Annotated in this window: 18 protein-coding genes and 1 tRNA gene; 8 read left to right on the forward strand and 11 right to left on the reverse strand. The window is 48.9% G+C overall.

Annotated features, from left to right (window positions below; translation table 11 throughout):
* Positions 1 to 17: 17 nt before the first annotated feature.
* The 8 genes from KTO58_RS26155 (at position 18) to KTO58_RS26190 (ending at position 12,185) form a co-directional block, all read left to right on the forward strand.
* Positions 18 to 968: a cytochrome-c peroxidase gene (locus tag KTO58_RS26155; RefSeq protein WP_095836578.1), complete on the forward strand. Its 951-nt coding sequence runs from the start codon at positions 18 to 20 to the stop codon at positions 966 to 968.
* A 5-nt stretch (positions 969 to 973) separates the two neighbouring features.
* Positions 974 to 3,742 carry a TonB-dependent receptor gene (locus tag KTO58_RS26160; RefSeq protein WP_095836577.1) on the forward strand — a complete coding sequence of 923 codons (2,769 nt, stop codon included), beginning with the start codon at positions 974 to 976 and terminating at the stop codon, positions 3,740 to 3,742.
* 16 nt (positions 3,743 to 3,758) lie between these two features.
* Positions 3,759 to 4,565 carry a DUF4397 domain-containing protein gene (locus KTO58_RS26165; protein ID WP_157752727.1) on the forward strand — a complete coding sequence of 269 codons (807 nt, stop codon included), beginning with the start codon at positions 3,759 to 3,761 and terminating at the stop codon, positions 4,563 to 4,565.
* A 180-nt stretch (positions 4,566 to 4,745) separates the two neighbouring features.
* The gene (locus KTO58_RS26170) at positions 4,746 to 5,654 is read left to right on the forward strand and encodes a cupin-like domain-containing protein (RefSeq protein ID WP_095841386.1); all 909 of its coding nucleotides are present in this window, start codon (positions 4,746 to 4,748) and stop codon (positions 5,652 to 5,654) included.
* 452 nt (positions 5,655 to 6,106) lie between these two features.
* On the forward strand, positions 6,107 to 8,212 hold the full coding sequence (locus KTO58_RS26175; protein WP_157752726.1) for a T9SS type B sorting domain-containing protein: 2,106 nt from the start codon (positions 6,107 to 6,109) through the stop codon (positions 8,210 to 8,212).
* A gap of 104 nt (positions 8,213 to 8,316) precedes the next feature.
* Positions 8,317 to 8,401 (forward strand) — tRNA-Ser (locus tag KTO58_RS26180).
* A gap of 296 nt (positions 8,402 to 8,697) precedes the next feature.
* A complete protein-coding gene (locus tag KTO58_RS26185) occupies positions 8,698 to 10,713 on the forward strand; it encodes a M13 family metallopeptidase (protein WP_095836574.1) in 2,016 nt (671 codons plus the stop codon).
* A gap of 335 nt (positions 10,714 to 11,048) precedes the next feature.
* Complete coding sequence (locus KTO58_RS26190) at positions 11,049 to 12,185, forward strand: MBL fold metallo-hydrolase (protein WP_198315104.1); 1,137 nt, start codon at positions 11,049 to 11,051, stop codon at positions 12,183 to 12,185.
* Between the two features lie 3 nt (positions 12,186 to 12,188).
* Here the strand turns inward: KTO58_RS26190 and KTO58_RS26195 are convergent, their stop codons facing one another.
* The 11 genes from KTO58_RS26195 to KTO58_RS26245 form a co-directional block, all read right to left on the reverse strand.
* Positions 12,189 to 13,337, reverse strand: coding sequence for a dipeptidase (locus tag KTO58_RS26195; protein WP_095836573.1), 1,149 nt, complete (start codon positions 13,335 to 13,337; stop codon positions 12,189 to 12,191).
* Positions 13,338 to 13,403: 66 nt separating this feature from the next.
* On the reverse strand, positions 13,404 to 13,778 hold the full coding sequence (locus KTO58_RS26200; protein ID WP_095836572.1) for a VOC family protein: 375 nt from the start codon (positions 13,776 to 13,778) through the stop codon (positions 13,404 to 13,406).
* 62 nt (positions 13,779 to 13,840) lie between these two features.
* Entirely contained in the window at positions 13,841 to 14,428 is a 588-nt protein-coding gene (locus tag KTO58_RS26205; protein WP_225859928.1) for a TetR/AcrR family transcriptional regulator, read from the reverse strand.
* Between the two features lie 62 nt (positions 14,429 to 14,490).
* Positions 14,491 to 15,522 (reverse strand): SWIM zinc finger family protein, encoded by a 1,032-nt coding sequence (locus KTO58_RS26210; RefSeq protein WP_095836571.1) that lies wholly within the window; start codon positions 15,520 to 15,522, stop codon positions 14,491 to 14,493.
* A 31-nt stretch (positions 15,523 to 15,553) separates the two neighbouring features.
* Positions 15,554 to 16,210, reverse strand: coding sequence for a class I SAM-dependent methyltransferase (locus tag KTO58_RS26215; protein WP_095836570.1), 657 nt, complete (start codon positions 16,208 to 16,210; stop codon positions 15,554 to 15,556).
* A 23-nt stretch (positions 16,211 to 16,233) separates the two neighbouring features.
* Positions 16,234 to 17,319 (reverse strand): HesA/MoeB/ThiF family protein, encoded by a 1,086-nt coding sequence (locus tag KTO58_RS26220; RefSeq protein WP_095836569.1) that lies wholly within the window; start codon positions 17,317 to 17,319, stop codon positions 16,234 to 16,236.
* A 33-nt stretch (positions 17,320 to 17,352) separates the two neighbouring features.
* Positions 17,353 to 18,420 carry a M48 family metallopeptidase gene (locus tag KTO58_RS26225; protein ID WP_095836568.1) on the reverse strand — a complete coding sequence of 356 codons (1,068 nt, stop codon included), beginning with the start codon at positions 18,418 to 18,420 and terminating at the stop codon, positions 17,353 to 17,355.
* A gap of 12 nt (positions 18,421 to 18,432) precedes the next feature.
* Complete coding sequence (locus tag KTO58_RS26230) at positions 18,433 to 18,975, reverse strand: GNAT family N-acetyltransferase (protein ID WP_095836567.1); 543 nt, start codon at positions 18,973 to 18,975, stop codon at positions 18,433 to 18,435.
* Between the two features lie 116 nt (positions 18,976 to 19,091).
* Complete coding sequence (locus KTO58_RS26235; RefSeq protein ID WP_095836566.1) at positions 19,092 to 19,391, reverse strand: hypothetical protein; 300 nt, start codon at positions 19,389 to 19,391, stop codon at positions 19,092 to 19,094.
* A 228-nt stretch (positions 19,392 to 19,619) separates the two neighbouring features.
* Positions 19,620 to 20,891 (reverse strand): serine--tRNA ligase, encoded by a 1,272-nt coding sequence (gene serS, locus KTO58_RS26240; RefSeq protein ID WP_095836565.1) that lies wholly within the window; start codon positions 20,889 to 20,891, stop codon positions 19,620 to 19,622.
* A 100-nt stretch (positions 20,892 to 20,991) separates the two neighbouring features.
* Entirely contained in the window at positions 20,992 to 22,656 is a 1,665-nt protein-coding gene (locus KTO58_RS26245; protein ID WP_095836564.1) for an NAD+ synthase, read from the reverse strand.
* Positions 22,657 to 22,683 lie beyond the last annotated feature (27 nt).

A 22,683-nucleotide genomic window follows, 5' to 3' on the forward strand; every position in this document is an offset into this window, starting at 1 on the left:
TAACCTAACCAACTATTATGTATTACAGGATACTGACAGGCGGCTTGCTGCTGTTAGCAGTATTGCTGTCTGCTACCCAAGAAGAAGAGCCGGCGACACGCGCTCAACTAGGTAAAAAGCTGTTCTTCGATCCCATCCTTTCTGCTGATAGAACGATCAGTTGTGCCAGCTGTCATCAGCCACGTTTTGCTTTTGCGGATACCGCAGTATTCAGCCAGGGTATTAACGGGAAGTTGACGGTACGTAATACCCCTGGTATTACCAATCTGGCTGGCCGGCCGAACTATTTCTGGGATGGCAGGGCCGCCACCCTGGAAGAACAAGCGAAGCAGCCTATTATCTCCCCGGATGAAATGGGTTTACCTATTGCAGAAGCAGTCATCCGGCTCAATGCTGAACCAGCGTATGTCAATGCTTTCAGAAAGATATTCAACAGTGACCCCTCCGAGCAGGCGTTGCTGCAGGCGATAGCGGCCTATGAGAGAACGCTGGAGACGGCTAACAGTCCTTACGACCGGTATATCAACGGTGATGATAATGCGATGTCTGCATCGGCTATACGAGGGCGCTTGTTATTCATTGGCAAAGCCAATTGCAGTACTTGCCATTCGGGGGAAGACTTTACAGCGGATCGTTTTAAGAACATTGGGTTGTATAACGGTAAAGAGTTGAGGGATGCGGGGCGTTATGGTGTAACGAAGGATTCTGCACATATGGGATTTTTCAAGGTGCCGGGTCTGCGTAATGTAGCTGTAACGGCGCCGTATATGCATAACGGCATGTTCAGGACGTTAAGGGAAGTGATCGAGTATTATAACTCACCGGATCGTGTAGTAAGCGGCGGTATCAAGCGGGATCTTTCGCTAGGGGCGCCTTTGCAGCTGACAGGTACTGATATGGATGACCTGGAATCTTTTCTGCAGGCATTGACAGATGATCAATTCAGTGGTGTTCATCAACCAAAATAACACGCATGAAGATCGCTACTACTACCTTGCTTTTCATATGGTTTGTTTTATGGCAGGCGCTGCCATTATTTGCGCAGGAAAGAACGATTACCGGCATAGTACTTACTACCAGGGACCGTACCCCTCTGGAAGGCGTTGCTGTGTGGGTAAAAGGCACCGCCAGGGGAGTTCGTACCTCTCCTGACGGCTCTTTCCGTATTCAGGTACAAAAAGACAGTACGTTGGTATTTTCCTTTCTCGGATACGAAACCCAGGAGCTGATTCCTGGTCACCGTAAGACGCTGGAGGTAACGCTTATTGCGACTACCCGGGCATTGGGCGCGATACAGATCGTCGGCTCCAGAAATGCTACGCGTACCAAATTGAATTCACCTGTACCTGTAGATGTCATTGATGTTAAGTCTTTACAGGAGTTGGCGCCACAGGCAAGTATTACACAATTGCTGCAATATATTTCTCCTTCCTTTCATTCGGTTAACGGCAGTAATGCCGGAGATGCCGGGTCTGCGCTCAACCTGGTGCAGTTAAAAGGTTTGGGGGTGGACCAACTGCTGGTGCTGGTGAATGGTAAACGGAGGCATAAGAGTGCCAATATCAACTGGGGTGGATTGGGTAACGGGGCTACCGGATATGATCTGAATGCATTGCCTGCAACAGCAATAGACCGTATTGAGATATTGCGCGACGGTGCCGCCGCCCAATACGGTTCTGATGCGATAGCGGGTGTGATCAATATTGTACTGAAACAGCAGACGGGTGAGCTGGGGATCAATACCACTGCCAGTGTGCGTAGAAGAGGGGATGGTTTACAGACGCGGACCGGCGCCAACTATGGCATCAAACTGGGCAATGGCGGCGGATATGTGAATGTGACTACTGAGTTTGCTACCCAGTCGCTGGCATTACCAGCCGGTCGAAAGGATGCCGGATTGTATTATGGTCCTATTTACGGCGGAGGCGCCAATACACGCGATTATGATGCGATCTATACCAAGGAAATAGACGATGCGATATTACGGAGCAGAGGGATGGACCGGCATTATTTTGATCAGCGTGGTGGGGGGGCTAATAAGGCCAAAGACGCGCTGTTGTTTTTTAATGCGGCGGTGCCTTTGAAAGAAAGTGCTGAGATCTATGCGTTTGGTGGTATCAGTCATCGCAATTCGCAGTTCACCGCTGTGTATCGGTTGCCCGGGTGGACAGAGCGTAATAATACCGCGCTTTATCCGGATGGTTTTTTGCCTGCGATGGACAATATCATTACCGACAAATCACTGGCTGTGGGTATAAAAGGGAAGGTAAAGCACTGGTTGGTGGACTTTTCCAATGTATATGGCCGCAATGACTTTTCCAATATCATTTCCAATTCGCTGAATGCCAGTATGGGGCTTAAAAGTCCCACTTCTTTTGATGCGGGTAGTTACAATGCTTCCCAGAATACGGCCAGCCTGGATGTGTCGAGGTATTTAGATAAGCCATTGAAGGGGATCAACATTGCGTTCGGAGCGCAATACCGGGTAGAAACCTATGAGATCAAGGCAGGAGAGGTTGCTTCGTACCAGAAGGCGGATCTGCGCCAGATATTCCGGGTGGACACTTCGGCGGCGGGCATTCCCTACCTGGCTGATGCCGGCTGGCTGGCGTTGAACGGTCTTTCTCCCGGTTCGCAGATACATGCCGGATTCCGTCCGGAGAACGAGGTACGTGTGAGCCGGGCTATTACGGCGGGTTATGTGGATGTGGAGCTGAATGTGACGCGGCAGTGGTTAGTTTCTGCTGCATTGAGGGCGGAGCATTTCTCCGACTTTGGTAATGTCACTACCGGTAAGATAGCTACGCGATATAGTCTGGCGAAGTGGCTGAATATAAGAGGGGCTTTTAACACCGGTTTCAGGGCGCCTGACCTGGCTCAGTTCTATTATACGGAAACCTCTACCAGCTTCCAGCAAGGCCGGGCGGTAGATCAGGTGACGGCGTCCAATAAAAGCGCTGCTACCCGCGCATTGGGTATTCCTTCCCTTACACCGGAGCGATCCCGTGGATATACGGTGGGCGTCACTGCGCAGCCAGCGGCTAACCTGGAGTTGTCGGTTGATGCTTACCAGGTATCTATTGACAATAGGGTGGGTAATACGGGAAACTTTTCCGCAACGGATAACAACCTGCCGGCGGAAGTCCGGAGCTTGCTTTTGCAGACAGGGACGACGCAGGCGAAATTTTTCTATAACTCTTTCAGTACCCGCACCCGTGGTATTGAGTGGACCGGTAGTTATAAATTACCCTTATACAAAGGCTCACTCACTTTCCTGGCAGGGGCCAACTTCGTCACGAATGAAGTAACGCATGTCAATACTCCCAAGGGGCTGGAAGCTTATAGATATATCATCTTTAACGACGGTGAAAAGGCGCGGGTGACTACGCATATACCCGGTCAGAAAATAACCTTGCAGGGGGTGTATAGGCACGGGAAGTTCAATGCGCTGTTACGGACCGTTTATTTCGGTGCGGTGACGACTGCAACTGCATTGAATGCAAACTTTCCCCGACCGGATTATTTCCTGCAGCGATTACGGCCTATCTGGGTGACGGATGTCGCTGTGGGCTATCACTTTACCAAAGGCATATTGGCAACGATAGGTGTCAACAACCTGCTTGATGTGTCAGGTGATTATACCGCTACGCAAGTATCTGGCTTAAGGAATCCCACGGTAGTGGGTTTACAAAACGGTAGTGCGGGCATACAGCCATTTGCCCGGGTAAATGCCCGGTTTTGATCTAAAATGAATGACTATGAAAAAGTATCTGTTCCTATTATTCTCGTTTGTTGGTCTGATCCTTTTGGCAGGATGTAATAAGGGGGATTACCTGGATGTAAACGCCGGGGAGCGGCCTGCGCTGAATGCATATATTAGTTTTGTAAATGCGCGTCCGACAGCTACTCCCCTACACTTCTGGACTTTTACGACACGGGTTACTGCAGCAGGTGTTACGCCTAATAGCGCCAGCCCGTACCTGTCTACTGTATTCGGTAATGTGCAGATCAACTTTACAGAAGGTGCAGGTACCAGCTACAAAGTATCCCGTCAGTTTGGTAACCAGGCGGCATTCAATGCTAACGGAGGGCCTAACGGGCCTATCCCGGATTACTATCACACAGTATTTGCGGCCCGCAAGAAGACAGCATTTGATCAGGACACATTGATCCTGTTCTATGATAACCTAGAAGCGCCGGCAGCCGGCAAGGTAAAATTGCGTTTTGTACACCTGGCACCTGATGTACCAGCAGTAAGCCTTCGTGCTATACGGGATGGGAAAGACAGTGTTCTATTCAGCACGGTAGACTATGGCAGCGCAGGAGGTGCGATACTTTCCGGTGAGCAGCTACAGGCATTTTCCCTGGGCCCTTTTATAACGCTGGATGCAAGATATAGCTTCCAGGTACGATTGGTACATACGCAGGAATTGTTACCCGGACTGCAGCGGGATCTTGACAGGATACAGCTGCAGCCCGGACATATTTATACACTTTTCCTCTATGGATTAGCTGGCAAGACAGGAGAGGCAGGCGCTGCCCTTATTGAGCATGCCAAATCTTAGATTTATGGAGGGATAAGATAATACTGAAGGTATACTGACAATTTGTTGATGATTGTGCAGATCCCTTTGCCAGGTAGCTTGCTGCCCGGCAAAGGGATATTATAGTTACAGGGTTGCCGGCGTAGTTAGGTATTAAATCAATGTGTGCAAACCTTATATGAAAAAGCAAATAAAACGAACATGCATTTACGACAGATTGAATCTATCCGTGGGTACGACAAACAAAAGTTTAAAAGCGAATTTTTACGTACAGGGGTGCCTGTTATTATCAAAGATTTTATACAGGAAGATAGTGCGGCCCTGCATACCTGGGATTATGATCATTTCCGGCAGGTAGCCGGCGATAGTATGGTTTCGGTGCATAATGAAGAGGATGCACATCTGGACAAAGTAAGTAGTCCGCCGGTAAAAAAAATGAAGTTTTCCACCTATCTAGATCTCATAGAAAAGGAACCTACCGCAATGCGTTTGTTCCTGTTTAACTTGCTGCTGGAGAAGCCGGTGATGCAAAAGGATCTGCATGTAAAACGGCTGGCAGACAGGCTGATCACCTGGCTTCCTTTTCTTTTTTTTGGCGGGGCTGGGTCGTCCGTACGCTATCACTATGATATTGATATGTCTCATGTGTTTCTGAGCCAGTTTCGGGGGGTAAAGCGGGTTTGGTTATTTGCAAATGATCAATCGGAGTTATTATACCGGCTTCCTTATAATTTTCACGGTATTGTAGACCTGCGGCATCCGGACTATGATAAGTTTCCGGGGTTACGGTATTTACAAGGATGGTCCTGTGACCTGCAACATGGTGATACATTGTTTATTCCTTCGGGTTACTGGCACTACATCCAGTATGTTACAGACGGGTATTCCGTTAGTTACCGGGCCTTACCTCGCACGATGAAAGAGCGGTGGTTAGGTTTTCGCAATATTGTGATCACCAGGCGTATTGACAATACGCTGCGTATCCTGTTTGGTAAGAAGTACTTTGACTGGAAGGTCCGGGCAGCATATCAGCGGGCGGACAAGGCGGTACGGAAGATACAAAGACGGGAGGCTGCTGTATTTGGGATGGGCGACCTGCAGCGGGATTGATAAGAGCCGTTATATATTTAATTTATCCATACCCATAGCATGGACTGAAGCCTATTGTATTGTAAATAAATGATTTAGACTTTAAGCGGTGGTAGGGTTTAAGGTATCTATCTGGCAGGTGGGCGGCATAATGTGCGCAAATATCGATCGGAGGGGGAAAGCTAGATGGAAATCATTAAATTTATGCCCATTGTACAATAGGTTTCCTATGTCTTATGCCTAAAGTTTTTATTCTTTATTGTTGGTTTTTGTTAACTACCATCTGTAACGTTTACGCTCAATGCACCACAATTGGACAGCACCCTCGTACCGCGTTTCCTGTATGTGGTACTGAGACTTTCCATCAATCTTCCGTGCCGGAGTGTGGAGATAGGCGCATTCCTGTACCTCCATGTAATGATAATCAGTCTTACCAGGATAAAAATCCGTTTTGGTATAAATTCACCTGTTTTATGCCCGGCACACTGGGCTTTGTTATAACGCCCGCCACATTGTCGGATGATTATGACTGGCAGTTATTTGACATCACCGGTAAGAACCCGGATGACGTATACACGAATACTTCCTTGTTCGTGGCCTGTAACTGGTCGGGGGAAGGGGGTATAACCGGGGCAGGTGTCAGCGGGCGTTCCCTGGGGGTCTGTGGCGGCCTTGGGCAACCTCTATTCAGCTCTATGCCGGTATTACAGCTAGGGCATGAGTATTTGCTGTTGATCAGTCATTTTTCTCCCGGTCAGAGTGGATATAACCTGGAATTTAAAGGTGGGACTGCCAATATCACCGATCCTGGGAAACCGGACCTTAAGAGCGTTAACTATCGTTGTCTCAATAATACGATAGGTGTTAAACTCAGTAAGAAGATGCAGTGTAAGAGCCTTTCGGCAGACGGCAGCGAGTTTACACTTAATACTGTGGCAGCCAAGGTATTATCTGCTACTGGGGTGAATTGTAACAACGGTTTTGACATGGACTCCGTGATCGTTACGCTGGACAGGCCCTTACCTGAGGGAACCTATACGCTGAAGGTGCAAGGTGGCATTGACGGCAACAGTATCCTGGATGCCTGTAATCAACCATTGATGGCAACGATGGATTTTACTGTTCCCAAGCAGTTGCCTGTACCTTTTGATAAGATGGTACAGCCGGGTTGTGCTCCTGATAAGATACAACTACAATTTTCTGCTCCCATACGCTGTAATTCTATTGCCGCTAACGGCAGTGATTTTATAATCAACGGTCCGCAGGCTGTAACGGTGACGGGCTTTACAGCCAACTGTGATGCGAATGGGCTCGCTACAGAAGTGACGCTGTCATTGAGTACACGGATCATCACCGGGGGCAATTATGAGGTGGTATTGAATGCTGGTACGGATGGTAATACAATATTGAGTGAATGCGGAGTGCCCACCGCTGCCGGAGGCGCTATTCCTTTTACTATGCAGGAGCAGCCCTTTGTGCCTTTTACGGGGCCTATTGCGGTTACCTGTCAGCCGGATACGTTGCAGTTCACCTTGCCGGCGCCGGTGCAATGTAGTTCTATTGCGGCGGATGGCAGCGACTTTACCGTCATAGGTACTTTACCTATTGGTATTACCGGCGCTACGATCAGGTGTGACGGTAATAACCTGGGTACGGTGATTACGGTAAAGCTGGATAAGCCCATTCCTACTGCTGGTAGTTTTATGCTGACTTTGAAGCGGGGAACCGACGGTAATACTTTACTCAGCGAATGTTGGAAGGAAACGCCTGTGGGCAGCCAGCGTCCTTTCGAAACCAAAAGTCCTGTAAATCCTGCTTTCACCTATACGATTACCCTAGATTGTGAAAAGGACACGGTACATCTGTCACACGATGGGAATAACGGTGCCAATAACTGGATGTGGATATTTGACGATCAATCGACGGCTACCGGTCAGACAGCGATCAAGGCGTATGACAACTTTGATCCGAAGGAAATTAAGTTGGTGGTGTCTAATGGGGTCTGTAAGGATAGTTCGGTAGCGCGTATTGTATTCAGCAATGCAATGAAAGCTGACTTTACCATGTCTACCGACATATTGTGTCCGCAGGATGCGGTAACATTTACCAATAAAAGCACCGGTAACATCATCGGATACCGTTGGGAGTTTGGGAATGGGATCATCAGCAGGACTTTCACACCGTCAGCGCAGCGTTATCCGATGCATCCGCGGGATGAGATATACCAGGTGAAACTGATCACGGAAAACGATATGCACTGTTTTGATACGGCTATTTACCCACTGAAGGTGGTGACCAGCTGTTATATTGACGTTCCGACGGCATTTACGCCCAATGGGGATGGGCAGAATGACTTCTTATATCCATTGAACGGCTATAAGGCTACTAATCTGAAATTTACGGTATACAATCGTTTAGGACAGCTGATCTTTGAGACGACAGACTGGACGCGTAAATGGGATGGATCTTTCAATGGGCGGCCGCAGGCGGCGGGTACTTTCTTCTGGATACTGACCTATACGCATAAGGAAAACGGGCAAAAGGTGTTTCTGAAGGGCTCGACATTGTTATTGAGATAGGTATTACCTGGGTTTTAAGGTGCTACAGACTAAAAATATTCGATAAAACTTGGTTTTCTAACCTAAAATGGTATCTTTGCATCCCCGAATTTAGAATTTCAACCGGAAAGGTGCAGGAGTGGTTGATCTGGCTCGCCTGGAAAGCGGGTATACCGCAAGGTATCAAGGGTTCGAATCCCTTCCTTTCCGCTAAATAAATCGCTTGATTTACCAACGGATTAAAAGCCTTCAGAGACATCTGAAGGCTTTTTTCTTTTGTGGTCCCTCCTAGTTTTGTGAGGACAATGGCACGCAACAAAATTATCTTCCCGGTTCTACTTGTGTTGATTATTTTATCCCGGCATGTCAACTCCTGCCTGTATAGCTACAAGTGCCGGTCGTGACATGGCCAGGATACCCCAGGGGATGACTTATTTGATAAAGTATTAGATATAAACAATATCTTTATTCGTCATTCAATACCATTTCCCACTAATATAATTTATATGAAAAGCTGGCTATTACTACTCCTTTTCCTGGGATGTTTTGTTGCCTGTCAAGAGCGAACTGACGAGCAATCTTTTATTGCTATTGAGGGAATCGACTCTACTATCCGGCCCGGCGATAATTTTTATAATTATGTCAATTTAAAATGGTACGATACTGCACAAATACCACCGAGCCAGTCTGGCGTAGGAGCCTACCGGTTTATGAACTATCTGCAACGTCTCAAGCTGCAGGGTATTCTTGACAGTGTATCAAAAAGTGATAATCCTGCTGGTAGCCTTCAACAGAAGATCGGTGACTTCTTTGCTTCCGGAATGGATACGAATGTTATCAATCACCGGGGTTTTGAGCCACTCAAGAATGGGTTGCAGCGGGTTGATGCTATCACTAGTGTTCCCGATATGCTTCATTTCATAGCGGAAGAAGCTAAACTGTCAAACTTATCCCTTATCGATTTTCAAATTTCACCCGACCAGGATAACAGCAGCATGAATATGGGACATATTTATCAAACTGGTATCGGCATGCCTGACAGAGATTATTACTTTAAGGCTGACACTTCTACCATTGCTATACAGCAAGCCTATAAAAAATACCTCGCAGATCTTTTTATGTTGACCGGGAGTGATGCGGCGTTAGCGCAAAAAAATGCAGCACTTGTTTACAATATCCAACAGCAACTCGCTTCGTCCCATAAAACCAATGTTGAGTTGCGGGATATAAGAGGCAATTTCCATAAAGTCGCACTGGCGGACCTGAATAAGCAACAACCTAATATAGGTTGGCCGGCTTTCTTCCAGCATCTGGGAGCTACCATGGATTCGCTGGATATTGCCCAGCCAGGCTATTATGATAAATTAAATGTGCTTCTCAAATCTATTCCGCTCGGGGATTGGAAAATATACCTGAAAGGAGCTTATATCAGTAATTATGCAGATTACCTTAGCCAGCCTTTCGTGAATTCATTATTTGCATATAATAAAGCGCTTACAGGGCAGGCGGTACAAAAAACACGCGGCGAGGTCCTGTCAAACGTGGTAGATACTTATCTGGGTCAGGCTTTGGGACAATTATATACGAAACTCTATTTTCCGGAGTCGGCCAAAACGCGGATGCTGGAGCTGGTGAATAACCTGCAGAAGGCGTTCTCTATCAGGGTAGACAAACTGGATTGGATGAGTGACAGTACTAAACAAAAAGCGAAGGAGAAATTATTTGCTATCACCAAAAAGATCGGTTATCCTGACAAGTGGCGCGAATACAACCATGTAAACATTGTACGGAATAAGTATTTTGAAAATGTGGTATCAGCAGCTGCGAACAATTTCCAATATAACCTGGCCAAGCTGGGGAAGCCGGTTGATAAGACGGAGTGGTTCACTACACCTTCGACAGTTACTGCCTATAACAATCCTTCCGCTAACGAGATCGTTTTCCCAGCTGGTATTTTACAACCTCCCTACTTTGACAACAACGCTGACGATGCGCTCAACTATGGTGGTATTGGCATGGTGATCGGGCATGAAATGACGCATACATTTGACGATCAGGGGGCCCAATTTGACAAAGACGGTAATGTGAAAAGCTGGTGGACACCTGAAGACTATAAGAAGTTTAAGGCCAAAACACAACAGGTTATTGACCTGTACAGTACGTTCACGGTACTGGACAGCATGCAGGTAAAAGGTGCGCTTACAGTGGGAGAAAATACAGCGGATATCAGCGGGGTTGCCGTAGCATATGATGCTTTTAAGATGACCAAACAGGGGCAGGATACGACGAAGATCGGCGGCTTTACGCCCGATCAGCGATTCTTCTTTTCCATAGCCAGGATCTGGCGGGTGAAAATGAAAGACGAATACCTGCGGTACTGGATCAATAACGACCCCCATTCCCCACCCATGTGGCGTGTAAATGGTCCATTGATGAACACATCAGCTTTTTATACTGCGTTTAATGTGCGACCCGGAGAGCGGATGTTCCTGGACGAAAGTAAGCGGATCAAGATATGGTGAGTTGCGGAGGCTTTTGTTTTTGGTATTGCAGGGATCTATTGGTATGATCTCCAGTATGTCCACCGCTTAGGCGAGAAAATCGGCTGGCGGGGGGACTCCTGAGTTATTCGATCAGATAAAAAGGTTTACCAAAACATCACTACTTCGTCGCCTTCCCATAGGCCCGCCTGATAAGTGTTCGCGGTTGTATGCAATCCGGATATTTTGCTATCTGCGGATAGTTCTGGAAGTGCTGAGGCCTGTGTCAAAGATGCCGGTTTGCTTACTGGCTATAAGCAACCTATCTTGGAGATAGCAGCTATAAAAGCACAGGCCCACGCATAACATTATCGCAAATGAGACGACTACGCCGCATCGGAAAAATATTTATGATCACCACATCTTCGTTACTGGTATTATTCGGGATTGTTACATTTGCGTTTATGCAACACCCCAAATTTGGTAAAGCGCCGTCGGGGGAAAGGCTGGTGCGCATGGAGCAGTCGCCTAACTTTAAGAAAGGCAAGTTCCAGAACCTCTCTCCTACTCCCACATTTGCCGAAGGTTATACCTTCTGGGGAGAGATCTACAAACTTATGTTCCGCAAAGCGAATCCGAGGCGTTACCCTAAGGATCAGCTTCCTACTATGAAAGAAGATCTGCTGCATTTGCCGGCGGATACCAATGTGCTGGTATGGTTCGGACATTCCTCCTATTTTATGCAGGTGAATGGCAGGACCTTCCTGATGGACCCTGTGTTTAGTGGAAATGCTTCTCCCATTCCTAATTCTGTAAAGGCATTCGAAGGTACCGATGTATATACGGTGGCTGATCTGCCGCCTGTAGACTATTTAATGATCTCTCATGACCACTATGACCACCTGGATTATGAAACGGTGATACAGTTGCGGGAGAAAGTGCGGTATGTAGTGTGCGGATTAGGTGTAGGCGCTCATTTTGAGCATTGGGGATATCCGAAAGAGAAGATCATTGAGAAGGACTGGCATGAGCAGGTGGACCTGGGTAATGGTAGTATTATTTATACGCAGCCGGCCCGTCATAAGTCGGGCCGTGGCTTCAGCCAGAACAATACGCTTTGGATGTCTTATGTATTACAGTCGCCGGACTTCACTATTTATATGGGGGGAGATAGCGGGTACGACAAACATTTTGCTGCTATCGGGCAACAGTTTGGCCGTATTGACCTGGCTATACTGGAGAATGGGCAGTATGACCCCGCCTGGCACTACGTGCATACGTTGCCGGAAGAGGTGTTGATGGCGGCCCATGACCTGCAGGCGAAACGGTTATTGCCGGTACATTCTTCCAAGTTTGTATTGGCGAAACATTCCTGGGATGAACCGTTGAGTAAGCTGACTGCTTTGAACAAGGCTGGGGATCCGCTGTCGTTGGTAACGCCGGTGATAGGGCAGATTGTGTATCTGCAGGATACGACCCAGGTATTCGAGCCATGGTGGGAAGGGCTGCAATAGGCTTTATCTGCCTGTATTAGCGGCTAATACCCGCAGGAAGTTGCCACCCATTATCTTACTGATATCTGCTTCTTTATACCCTATTTTACGCAATTCTACCGCTATTTTAGGATAGTCGCTGACGGAGTCCAGTCCGAGTGGGAATGACTCTGAGCCATCAAAATCGGAGCCGATGCCTACGTGGTCAGCTCCGATCAGTTTGACGATATGATCGATATGTTTGATCAGCAAGCTGAGCGGGGGGCGGAACTTGTTGACTTCTGCTTTATATATTTCATTCAATTTCATGGGGGCATATTCGCCGTACAGGCGATGCAGGGAGTCTACTTCTGCTTTATGTTGCTGCATAAATGCCTGTTGTTTGCCATTGTAGGAGGGGTCGATGAACCCGCTGTAAAAATTCACGAACACTACTCCACCGTTTTTAGCCAATGCTTTGAGTTGATCATCTTTGAGATTACGCCGGTTGGGGCAGATCGCGTATGCGCTGCTATGTGATGCGATGACAGGTTTTGTTGTAGTTGCCAGCACATCGTAGAAGGTAGCTTCTCCTACATGGGATATGTCTACCATTACGCCGAGGGTGTTCAGGCGGGTAACGATCTCTTTGCCTTTGGCGGTGAGGCCAGCCTGTCTGAGGGTAGTCTTGCGGGCTGTTTCATCGCGGGCTGAGCTGGCCCAGGGGGTGCTGTTGTTCCAGGTGAGGGTAAGATATCGCATGCCTCGTTTGGCCAGGCTATCGAGCTTTTCGACACTATCTTCTATCATGTGGCCGCCTTCTACTCCTATCAGGGCGGCGAGGCGATGTTGCTGACAGGCTTGTTTGAGTTCTGCTGCGTTCCTGACCAGTGTTATCTTGTTGGGATAACGTTTGATGAGGGCGTAGAGTGAGTCGATCTCCCGGTTGGCCCTGGCGAAAGCTTTCCCTTTACCAAAGGATTCGTCGCACCAGATAGAGAATACCTGGGCATTGAGACCACCTTTGGCTGCTCTTACGAGGTCGAAGTTGCCTTTGGCCTGTAGTTTTCCGAGATCGGCTTTAGTAAGTAGCTGGGAGGACAATACATCATTGTGTGTATCGACCAGCAGGTATTGTTGGGCGTTGGTGGTGGTGACCAGCAGCAGGAGTAGTGGGAGTAGCAGGTATTTCATGTGCTTATCCAGGTTATCTTTTTTACTTACTCCAAGGTACTGTTTTTTATGTGGTACCGGAAGGGATCAGGCGTCCAGGTTAAAGGTGCCTACTTCTATCATGATCTTATCGATGTTAAAATAGAAACCGAAGCTCTTACGCATGCGCTGTGGTTCCTGGTCTAATGTGATACCCCCTGCTTTCAGGTTGTTGTGCAGGTCGATGACCTGTTGCATGCTATCGAGCATAAATCCTGCATGGAATACATCGGGATAGCCGGTGTTGCCGTTTTCATTCATTTTTTCGGACATAAGTACGAGGAGGAATCCGTCTGCGTTGTCCAGTATGGACAAGGAATCATTAGGTTTCTTATCGAGTCTTCTGAACTCGAAATAGGTTTCGAAGAAACGGGCGGCAGCGTCTACGTTTGTGACGGTGAAGTTGAGGTGATTAATTGTCATAGTCTTATTATTTAGTCATTTATATTAATCGAATGTTCGTTCGATTTAAGGGCAAAAAAATATTAGATTTTAAGGGAGCGGATCACTACGTCAAATGTTTGTTTCATTTTCTGTTCGCTAAGCGTGAAGGGTTTGTCGTTCATACTGCTTTTATCCAGGTGGAATTTGATTAGTATATAGAAGGCGCCGTATGCGACTGCCCAGAATATTTCCATGGGGAGGGTGATGATCTCTTTTTTATCCATGGCATGTTGTACGAACTTGTTCATCGCGTCTTTGAAGCGGCTCATGGCCGGTTCCTGGTGGCGGATCAGCGGGGAGTAGCGAAATTGTTCGAAGAAGTGGTAGGCTACCGGGTCTTTTTTGATGTTGCGGTAGCGGTTTTTCCACTGTGTCCAGAGGAAGGCTTCGAAGGTCATTTCGTCTTTGTAGCCGATCAACGCGTCTTTTTCAAACTGTTGTTCGACGCCCAGGTAGAGTTTATTGACCAGGTCTTCCCTGCTGTCGAAGTAGGTGTATATGGTAGAGGGCGATATGTTGGCGGCCCTGGCCAGTTTTTGCATACTGAGGCCATCAAAGCCTTCTTGTACGATCATTTCGATCGCTTTTTGCCGGATTGTTCCTTCTTTATTGTCGTCTTTATGTCTCATGTGCCCGGCAAAGATAATCGAATATTCGTTCGATTAAAAACAAATATTCCTTTGATTATTTGTTATCCTTCTGATCCCAGTACTTCGGATAATGCATTGGCCAGTGCGGGGCGGCGGTGGTATTTCTGTATGAGGTGTTGTAGCAGGCGGATCAGTTCGGAATGAGCTTCGGGCATGGATTGCAGTAGTTGTCTGAAGATGCCTGCCAGTAGTATGAACTGTATGCGATTGCCGGAGCGGTCGCCCATACGTTCGAGGGCGGGGAGGTATATGGCCAGTAGTTCGGCGGGATAATGTGGCAGGAGGTGATGGTGATAAGGCATGATGAGCTGGATGTCGGTTTCTTCTTGTACGAGGGCCAGTAGTTTGTGCCAGTATTGCTCTTCGATGTAGACGGGTGCCAGTTGTTCGAGCATCCAGGTATGCGGGGTGGACCATACCTGGCCTTTTTGTTGTGTGTGCGTGTTGTTGATCTGGGCTGTGATCTCCTCGATCCGGGAGGAGATAACGGTGGTCCAGGTGTCGGGATCGTAGGTTTGTTTCCATCGGCGGTACCAGGTGGTGTTGAAGGTCGGGTGGAAGGCGAATTGCTTAGCATATTGCCTAACGGTGGGGAGGTCGTTGGTAGCGGAGGCTAGTTCGAGGAGGAGGAGTTGCCATTTGTGTAATAATCCTGGGCGGTCGGCGGCGTTGGCGTTGTTGAGGCCTTCGTGGATGAGTTGGCGGGCGGTATGGAGATCCCCGGTGGTCAGTGCCTGCCGGGCTGCTACCAGTAGGCCGCTGGGGGATGTGGCCGGAGGGTTGGAGGCGGGGATACGGGGGGTACGTTGAAAGTGGTGTCGCAGTGCGAACCAGGTAGCTACGATATGTTTGCACGGAGTGCTGTTGTCCGGGCAATCGCAGGTAGCATCGATGATCTCTTGTTGATGGAGTATGACCTTAACGGTATAGGTAGTGGTGCCGTTGACGAATGCCTGCCATTCGTTGTCGTTGAGGGCTTGTAGTGCTGTAACGGTCCCGTTGCTATAGGCTTCTCTGCCCCTGGTGAGGATGCTGTTGGTGGTGATGGCGTCGAAATTGTCCAGTGTGCGCATATCGGTAGTGGATGGGAGGTGAGGATGGTGATTATATTTCGAGTACGCCGCCTTTGAGGTGGACGAGTTTTACGAAGTGCTCTGATTCACGGAAGCCGGTGTCCAGCCATAGTTGTTTACACTGTGGGTTGGCATATAGTACTTTGAGTGGTCTCTTTTTCCGGCGGAGGCTTTCCATTACTTTTTCGATGAAGATCTTCATGATGGTTTCGTCGAAAGGATTGAACAGGAATATGACGCCTATATTGTCCGGGAGGTCGAACACGCGGGCATCAGCCTGGATGACGGAGATGTGGGTACCCGGATGGCGTTGTTTCAGTGCATCGCAGACGGGTTGGGCGAGGCGACAGAGTTTTGGTGAGTACTCTATGCCGATAACCTGTGGAAAGCCATAAGCAGCGGCGATGGCCAATACGCGGCCTTTGCCGCAGCCGATATCTATAAAGGCGGTGTTGCGGTCGGCAGGTGTGAGCCGATCGAACAGCCAGGTGGCGGTATAGTAGTTGATCGGTTCGTACATGCTGACATGTTCGATATCTTCTTTAGGGATATCGCCGGTGAGGTTATCGGTACCGATGGTACGGATACCGTATTTTCTTTCACCTTTTATTTCGTGCCGGACGATAAATAGTGCCAGCGCGACGCCCCAATGCCAGCTTACATAGAGGAAATAGAGCAGGTATCGCATTCTCGGAGTAGCTATTGAAAGGATCAGTATTGCATCATTTCGTTGTCGATCTTCACGGACCACGCATGTATGCCACCTTCTACATTATATACGTTGCGGAAGCCGGCGGCTACGAGTTGTTGGCCTATCATACGGCTGCGCATTCCATGATGGCATAGTACGGCTATACGCTGTTGTGGTTGCCATTGGTGCATGACGGCTGCTACCTGGCGCATGGGGATGTGTATAGCTTGCGGGATGTGGCAGATATCCCATTCGTGGTCTTCTCTTACATCGATCAGTTGTACGCCGGTATTATTGTTCAGCCATTGTTGCAGTTGTTCTACTTCTATGCTTTGGAGTACGCCGGTATTGCATACGCTTTGGGCATAGTCTTCCTGCAGGGAGGTGATGTTGTGATTGCCAGGTACGGGAGAGAACCGGAATATCTGTTGCTGGTTATCCAGTATGTTGATAGAAAGGAGTTGTCCGGCCAGCGGGGTGCCTGTTTTGGAGAGTACTTTTACGACTTCGTTGGCCATATGGCAGCCTATGATGCCTGGCAGTACGCCTAATACGCCCAGTTCATTGCAATCGGGGGCTTCTCCTGCTCCCGGTGGTTCGGGGAAGAGGCAGCGATAGGTGGCACTCCCTTCGTGGTTGAATACGCTTACCTGGCCATTGAACTGTTGGATGGCGCCATAGACGAGAGGTTTGTTGAGTATCACGCAGGCGTCGTTGATGAGATAGCGGGAGCCGAAGTTGTCGGTGCAATCGACTATTACATCATATGCGGCGAGGATATCCAGTGCATTATCGGTATCGAGATAGGTATCGTATAGTTCGAGTTGTACGTCGGGATTGAGTTGTTGGAGTTTTGCGGCGGCGGTATGTAGTTTGGGTCGTCCTTGTTCGGCGGTGGTATATAGTACTTGCCGGTGTAGGTTGGTGATGGATATGTCATCATGTTCTACGATGCCCAGTTTGCCGATGCCCATGGCGCAGAGGTATTGTAATACGGGTACGCCCAGTCCTCCTGCTCCTATTATCAATGCGCTACTTTGCAGCAGCAGTTGTTGTTTAGCCATTCCGAATCCTTCGAGCCGGATCTGTCGGTCATATCGTTGCATGCTCCTTCGTTTTTGGATACTAAAGGTACTTAATTACGGCTGTTGTGATTTGATCCGGGTCCAGATGGCCTGTAGGGCGGGATTGCCGGCGGAGTTGTAGTTATTGGCTGCCTGTTGTTTGATATAGGCCGCTCTTTTTTCCAGGTCGGGATGGCTGCTGAGCCATTCGGTGGGTTGGGAAGAGCTTTGTTTTTGCAATGTCTGGAACAGCTGGATAAATCCATCGGGGGATATTTGCCGTTTTTCCAGTATTTGCAGGCCATAGCCGTCGGCTTCTTTTTCGAGGGAGCGGGAGTACTGGAGTCCTTTGAGGCTGTTGGCATTTTCCACGATTACTGCGCCGATGCCGGAGAGGTCGCCGAAGAGGATGGAGATGAAAGCGTAGGAGCCTACGGAGCGGAATATGGAGCGGGTGGTATGTTTCAGTTGTATGTGGGCGAATTCGTGGGAGAGCAGGGCGGCCAGCTCTTCGTAGTGTTGCATATCGTGGATGAGTCGGTCGTAGACGATGATATGTCCGCCGGGGAGGGCGAATGCGTTGGCGACGGTATCTTTTACGACGGTTATCCGGATATTATAGGGGGAGGGAACTGCCATGGTACGGAAGAAATCGTTGAGCAGTTGTGAGGTTTCCTGTTGGGGGGTATACTGTTTGATGATGGCTTCATAGCTTTGGTTGCCGAGGTCTTCTTCGTAGGAAACGGGTACCTGGTCGGCAATTTTGACTGCGATGAAGGGTATCAGCCAGAAGTATACCGCGGCGATAATGGCGGCGAATGCGGCGAGTATGCAGCCTATGATGAGTGCTGGTGAATAGCGTCTTTTACGTGCATGCTGGAGGAAGTAGGCGGCTACGTCGGGGAATACGACATCGGCGACGGTGATGTGTTGTTCGGGGTATCCGGGATAGCGGAGGCGGTATCCGCCGGGTACGCTGCCGGCGTTCTTTACGGCATTCCAGTGCCATATGACGAATCGGGGCTGGCCTTGCGGGGAGGGCAGTGATATTTTCAGTTCATGGGCATTAATGGCGATGGTGGCGTCGACGGTGCGATCGGAGGCGCTATCGTAGTATTTGCCGGTGAAGGTTTGTACAGGCATTTTGGCAGGTATTTACTTAACGAGTTTTTGCATGAGGATGACAGGGGCAAAGGTACCATCTGTCCCTTTCATATTATCGGGTATGCGGCCATATTCCTGGAAGCCGAAGTTGCGGTACAGGTGGATGGCTTTATCGTTGTGGGCGGAGGTAGAGAATTGGATGAGGGTGATATCGGGATGTTGTTCGGCCCAGCGGATCATGGCGGTCATGAGCCGTCTGCCGATGCCGAGGTTCCAGTATGGGCGGGATACGGCGATGCCCATGATGCCGATATGGGCTTGTTTTCGGAAGGGCTGTTGATTGACGGAGATGCTACCGGCGAGCTGGCCATTGACTTCGGCCAGCAGGAGGAGGTGTTGGGGGTGGTTGAGATAGGATTGAATAAATGTTTCTTCTTCCTGTATGGTCATGGCGGCGGCTTCTTCCGGTGTGAGGAGGAGGAAGTCGGTTTCACGGGTTTGTTGGCGGAAGGATTCCAAAAGGGCGGGAGCGTCCTCTATTGCGGGGGGACGGATGATCAGGTATTGCCCATTTGGAAGCAGGTGTTGTTGCATATATTAAGCAGGTTCAGGCTAAAGTGACAGTTTTTGTGCCATAAAAAAAATCCGGATACCTATCTGACTGGGGGCAGCCATCCGGTATCCGGATCAATGCGATGATGCGGGCCTTGTTAAGACGCTTTGGCGTTGCTTTTAACAAATTCAGTAACGGCCGCTTTTTGTGTGTCAGTCAGTTTGGCTTTTTTGGCCATTCGTTCCATGATGCCCGTCCATTTGTCTGCCGTACGGAATTCTGGCAGTTGGTACTTATGACACTTGCCGCATTTTTCCAGGAATAAGCTTTTACCCTCTCCATCCGGATATTTGGCGAAGGCTTCCTTGACTTTTGCGGTGTCAGTGGGTGATATACCCTTGCTGCATCCCCACAGGATGACAGCCAGCAGTAATAGTTGGCCTACTGTTTTCTTCATAAGAACAAATTGAGTGGTGATCGTAACGGTAACAATATAAGAAATCTCGCGCATATAACCCACTGATCCGGATTATTTTAGCGAGGGTAGCTTATAGGATGCTTATACGAATGTTATACGAATGATACAGGAATGATATAGGAAAGGTGGAGGGAAAGAAGGAGCTAGATAAGAAAAAAAGGCCGGCTCCAAAAGCCGGCCTTTTAGGGAAAAATATGGGGAGCAGTTTTAGCTGATCTTACCTGCACCGAAGTAGGATTGTAATACGGGGGGCAGGTGGATGCCATCTGCGGTCTGGTTGTTTTCGAGCAGGCATGCCAGGATGCGGGGCAATGCGAGTGAGCTGCCGTTGAGGGTGTGTACCAATTGGGGTTTGCCACCTGCTTCGCGGAAGCGTATCTTCATGCGATTGGACTGGTAGCTTTCAAAATTGGATACGGAGCTTACTTCGAGCCATTTTTCCTGTGCTGCGCTGTATACTTCGAAGTCGTAGGTCTGTGCGGAGGTGAAGCTCATATCGCCACCGCAGAGATTGAGGATACGATAAGGCAGCTGGAGGGATTGCAGGAGTGTTTCCACGTGTGCTACCATTTCTTCCAGTGCTTGGTAAGATTTATCGGGATGTACGAGTTGTACGAGTTCTACTTTATCGAACTGATGGACGCGGTTCAGGCCTCTTACATCTTTACCGTAGGAGCCTGCTTCTCTTCTGAAGCAAGGGGTATGTGCGGTCATTTTGATGGGCAGGTCGGTATCTTTCAATATTTCATCGCGGTAGATATTTGTTACGGGTACTTCAGCGGTAGGGATGAGGTACAGTTTATCTTCTGTGATGTAATACATTTGTCCTTCTTTGTCGGGCAGCTGGCCGGTGCCGTAAGCGGAGGTTTCGTTTACGACATAGGGAGGTGCGTACTCGGTATAGCCATTGTTGGTATTATAATCCAGGAAGTATTGGATGAGTGCGCGTTGGAGACGGGCGCCCTTGTTTTTGTATACGGGGAATCCGCTGCCGGTGATCTTATTGCCCAGTTCGAAGTCGATGAGGTCGTACTTTTTGGCGAGGTCCCAGTGTGGAACGGCGCCTGCTTGCAGGGTGGGTATATTGCCCCAGCTGCGGATCTCGACGTTCTCTTCCGGCGTTTTTCCGGGAGGTACGGCGGGGCCGGGCAGGTTGGGGAGGTGTACCAATGTATCGTGTAGCAGCTGTTCGGTAGCGGCCAGTTCTTCTGTGATGGGTGCGAGGCGTTGTTTGAGTAGTGTTACTTCTGATTTGCGTTGTTCGGCTTCTTCTTTTTGTCCTTTGGCCATCAGTTGTCCGATTTCTTTCGAAGCGGAGTTGACCTGGGCTTGGGTTTCATCGTATTCCAGCGTTAACTTTTTACGCTTGTCATCCAGTGCCAGCACTTCTTCCACGATGGACACTTGTTTAAAATGTTTAAGTGCCAGACGTTCCAGTACCAATTCCTTGTTTTGTCGAATAAAAGGGACTTGTAACATTGTTTCTAGTATAAAATTTGGGCAAATATAAGTCTTGCTGCGGTAAGTCGCAGGCAGTAAGTGTCGAGCATTATTCGTCTTTGACGATCTGTGGCTGTTGTCAGCTCAGGTATTTACCAACGATGGGTACCCTTCTACCTACGCCGAATGCTTTGGAGGAGACGCGGATGATGGGACAGAACTGGTTACGTTTATATTCGTTGGTATTGACCATTTTGAGCGTGCGGGTGACGAGTGCGGGATCGAAGCCCTGTGCGATGATCTCGCGGGGTCCCTGGCGGCGTTCGATGTACTGATAGAGGATGCTATCGAGTACAGTATAGTCCGGCAGGCTGTCGCTGTCCTTTTGGTTGGGGCGCAGTTCGGCGGACGGTGCTTTGTCGATGATATTGACCGGTATGATTTCTTTATGGCGGTTGATATACCGAGCCAGGGCGTAGACCTGCATCTTATACACATCGCCCAGTACGGCTAGTCCGCCGGCCATATCGCCGTACAGCGTACCGTAACCGGTGGACAGCTCGCTTTTGTTGGAGGTGTTGAGCAGGATGTATCCGAACTTGTTGGACAGTGCCATCAGCAGGTTGCCCCGTATGCGGGACTGGGTATTTTCTTCTGCGACGTTGAAGGGGAGTCCTTTGAAGTAGGGATCCAGTGTTTGGAGGAATGTTTCGTAGATATTGTTGATACGGATGATATCGTAGGGATTGTCGAGGTTTTTGGACAAGGCGACGGCATCATCTACGGAGTGTTCGGTAGAATACGGTGACGGCATGAGAATAGCCCGTACGTTTTCTTTGCCGAGGGCTTCGCAGGCGAGGGCGAGGGTGACAGCGCTGTCGATGCCGCCGCTGGAGCCCAGGATCGCTTTGGTAAATCCCATTTTACGGAAATAGTCACGGATACCCAGTACGATGGCTTCGTATATGCTGGCGATATTGTGTTCTGGCAGCAATTGAGTGATTGCCTGATAGGCAGGGGCTGGTGTATGTACGGTAGGGATGAGCAATTGTTCCAGTGCTATTCCGTCGATGGCTTCCTGGAAGTAGGGCAGTTCCCGGACGATGTTGCCCAGGGCGTCGAATATTTTGGAGCCGCCATCGAATACGATCTCAGTCTGTGAGCCGACGGTATTACAGTAATACATGGGGATCTTGTACTTCAATACGTTGGAGCGTATGATCTCGCGGCGGTCGGCATCATGGTCATAGTCGAACGGGGATGCGGACAGGTTGATCATGACATCCGGTTGCTGGAGGATAAGCAGGTCCATGGGGCAGACGCGGTAGAGCGGGTTGTCGCCCAGGTTCCAGATATCTTCACAGATGGTGACAGCTAGTTTTTTGCCTTTGAAGGGGATGACCTTCCATTCGTAGGACGGTTCGAAGTAGCGATATTCATCGAATACATCATAGGTAGGCAGCAGTGTTTTATGGATGACCTGTTTCACCTCTTTTTCGTGGAGGAACCAGGCGGCATTGAAGAGGTCTTTACCTTCTTTCTGCGGGTTACGGCAGGGTCCTCCTACCAATACGGCTATACGGTCGGTGTATGCTTTGATCTCATCGATGGCGGCATAACATTTATTGATAAAGTCTTCAAATTCGAGGAAGTCGCGGGGAGGGTATCCGCATATGCTCAGTTCTGAGAATACGACCAGGTCCGCTTCCTGTGCTATTGCTTCCTGAATGCCGCTGATGATCTTGGCGGTATTGACCTCGAAGTTGCCGATATGATAGTTCTGCTGTGCCAGTACGATCTTCATGTCCTAAATGATCTGTGATAAAAAATG

The organism is Chitinophaga pendula, assembly GCF_020386615.1.
GTDB classification, from domain to species: Bacteria; Bacteroidota; Bacteroidia; order Chitinophagales; family Chitinophagaceae; genus Chitinophaga; species Chitinophaga pendula.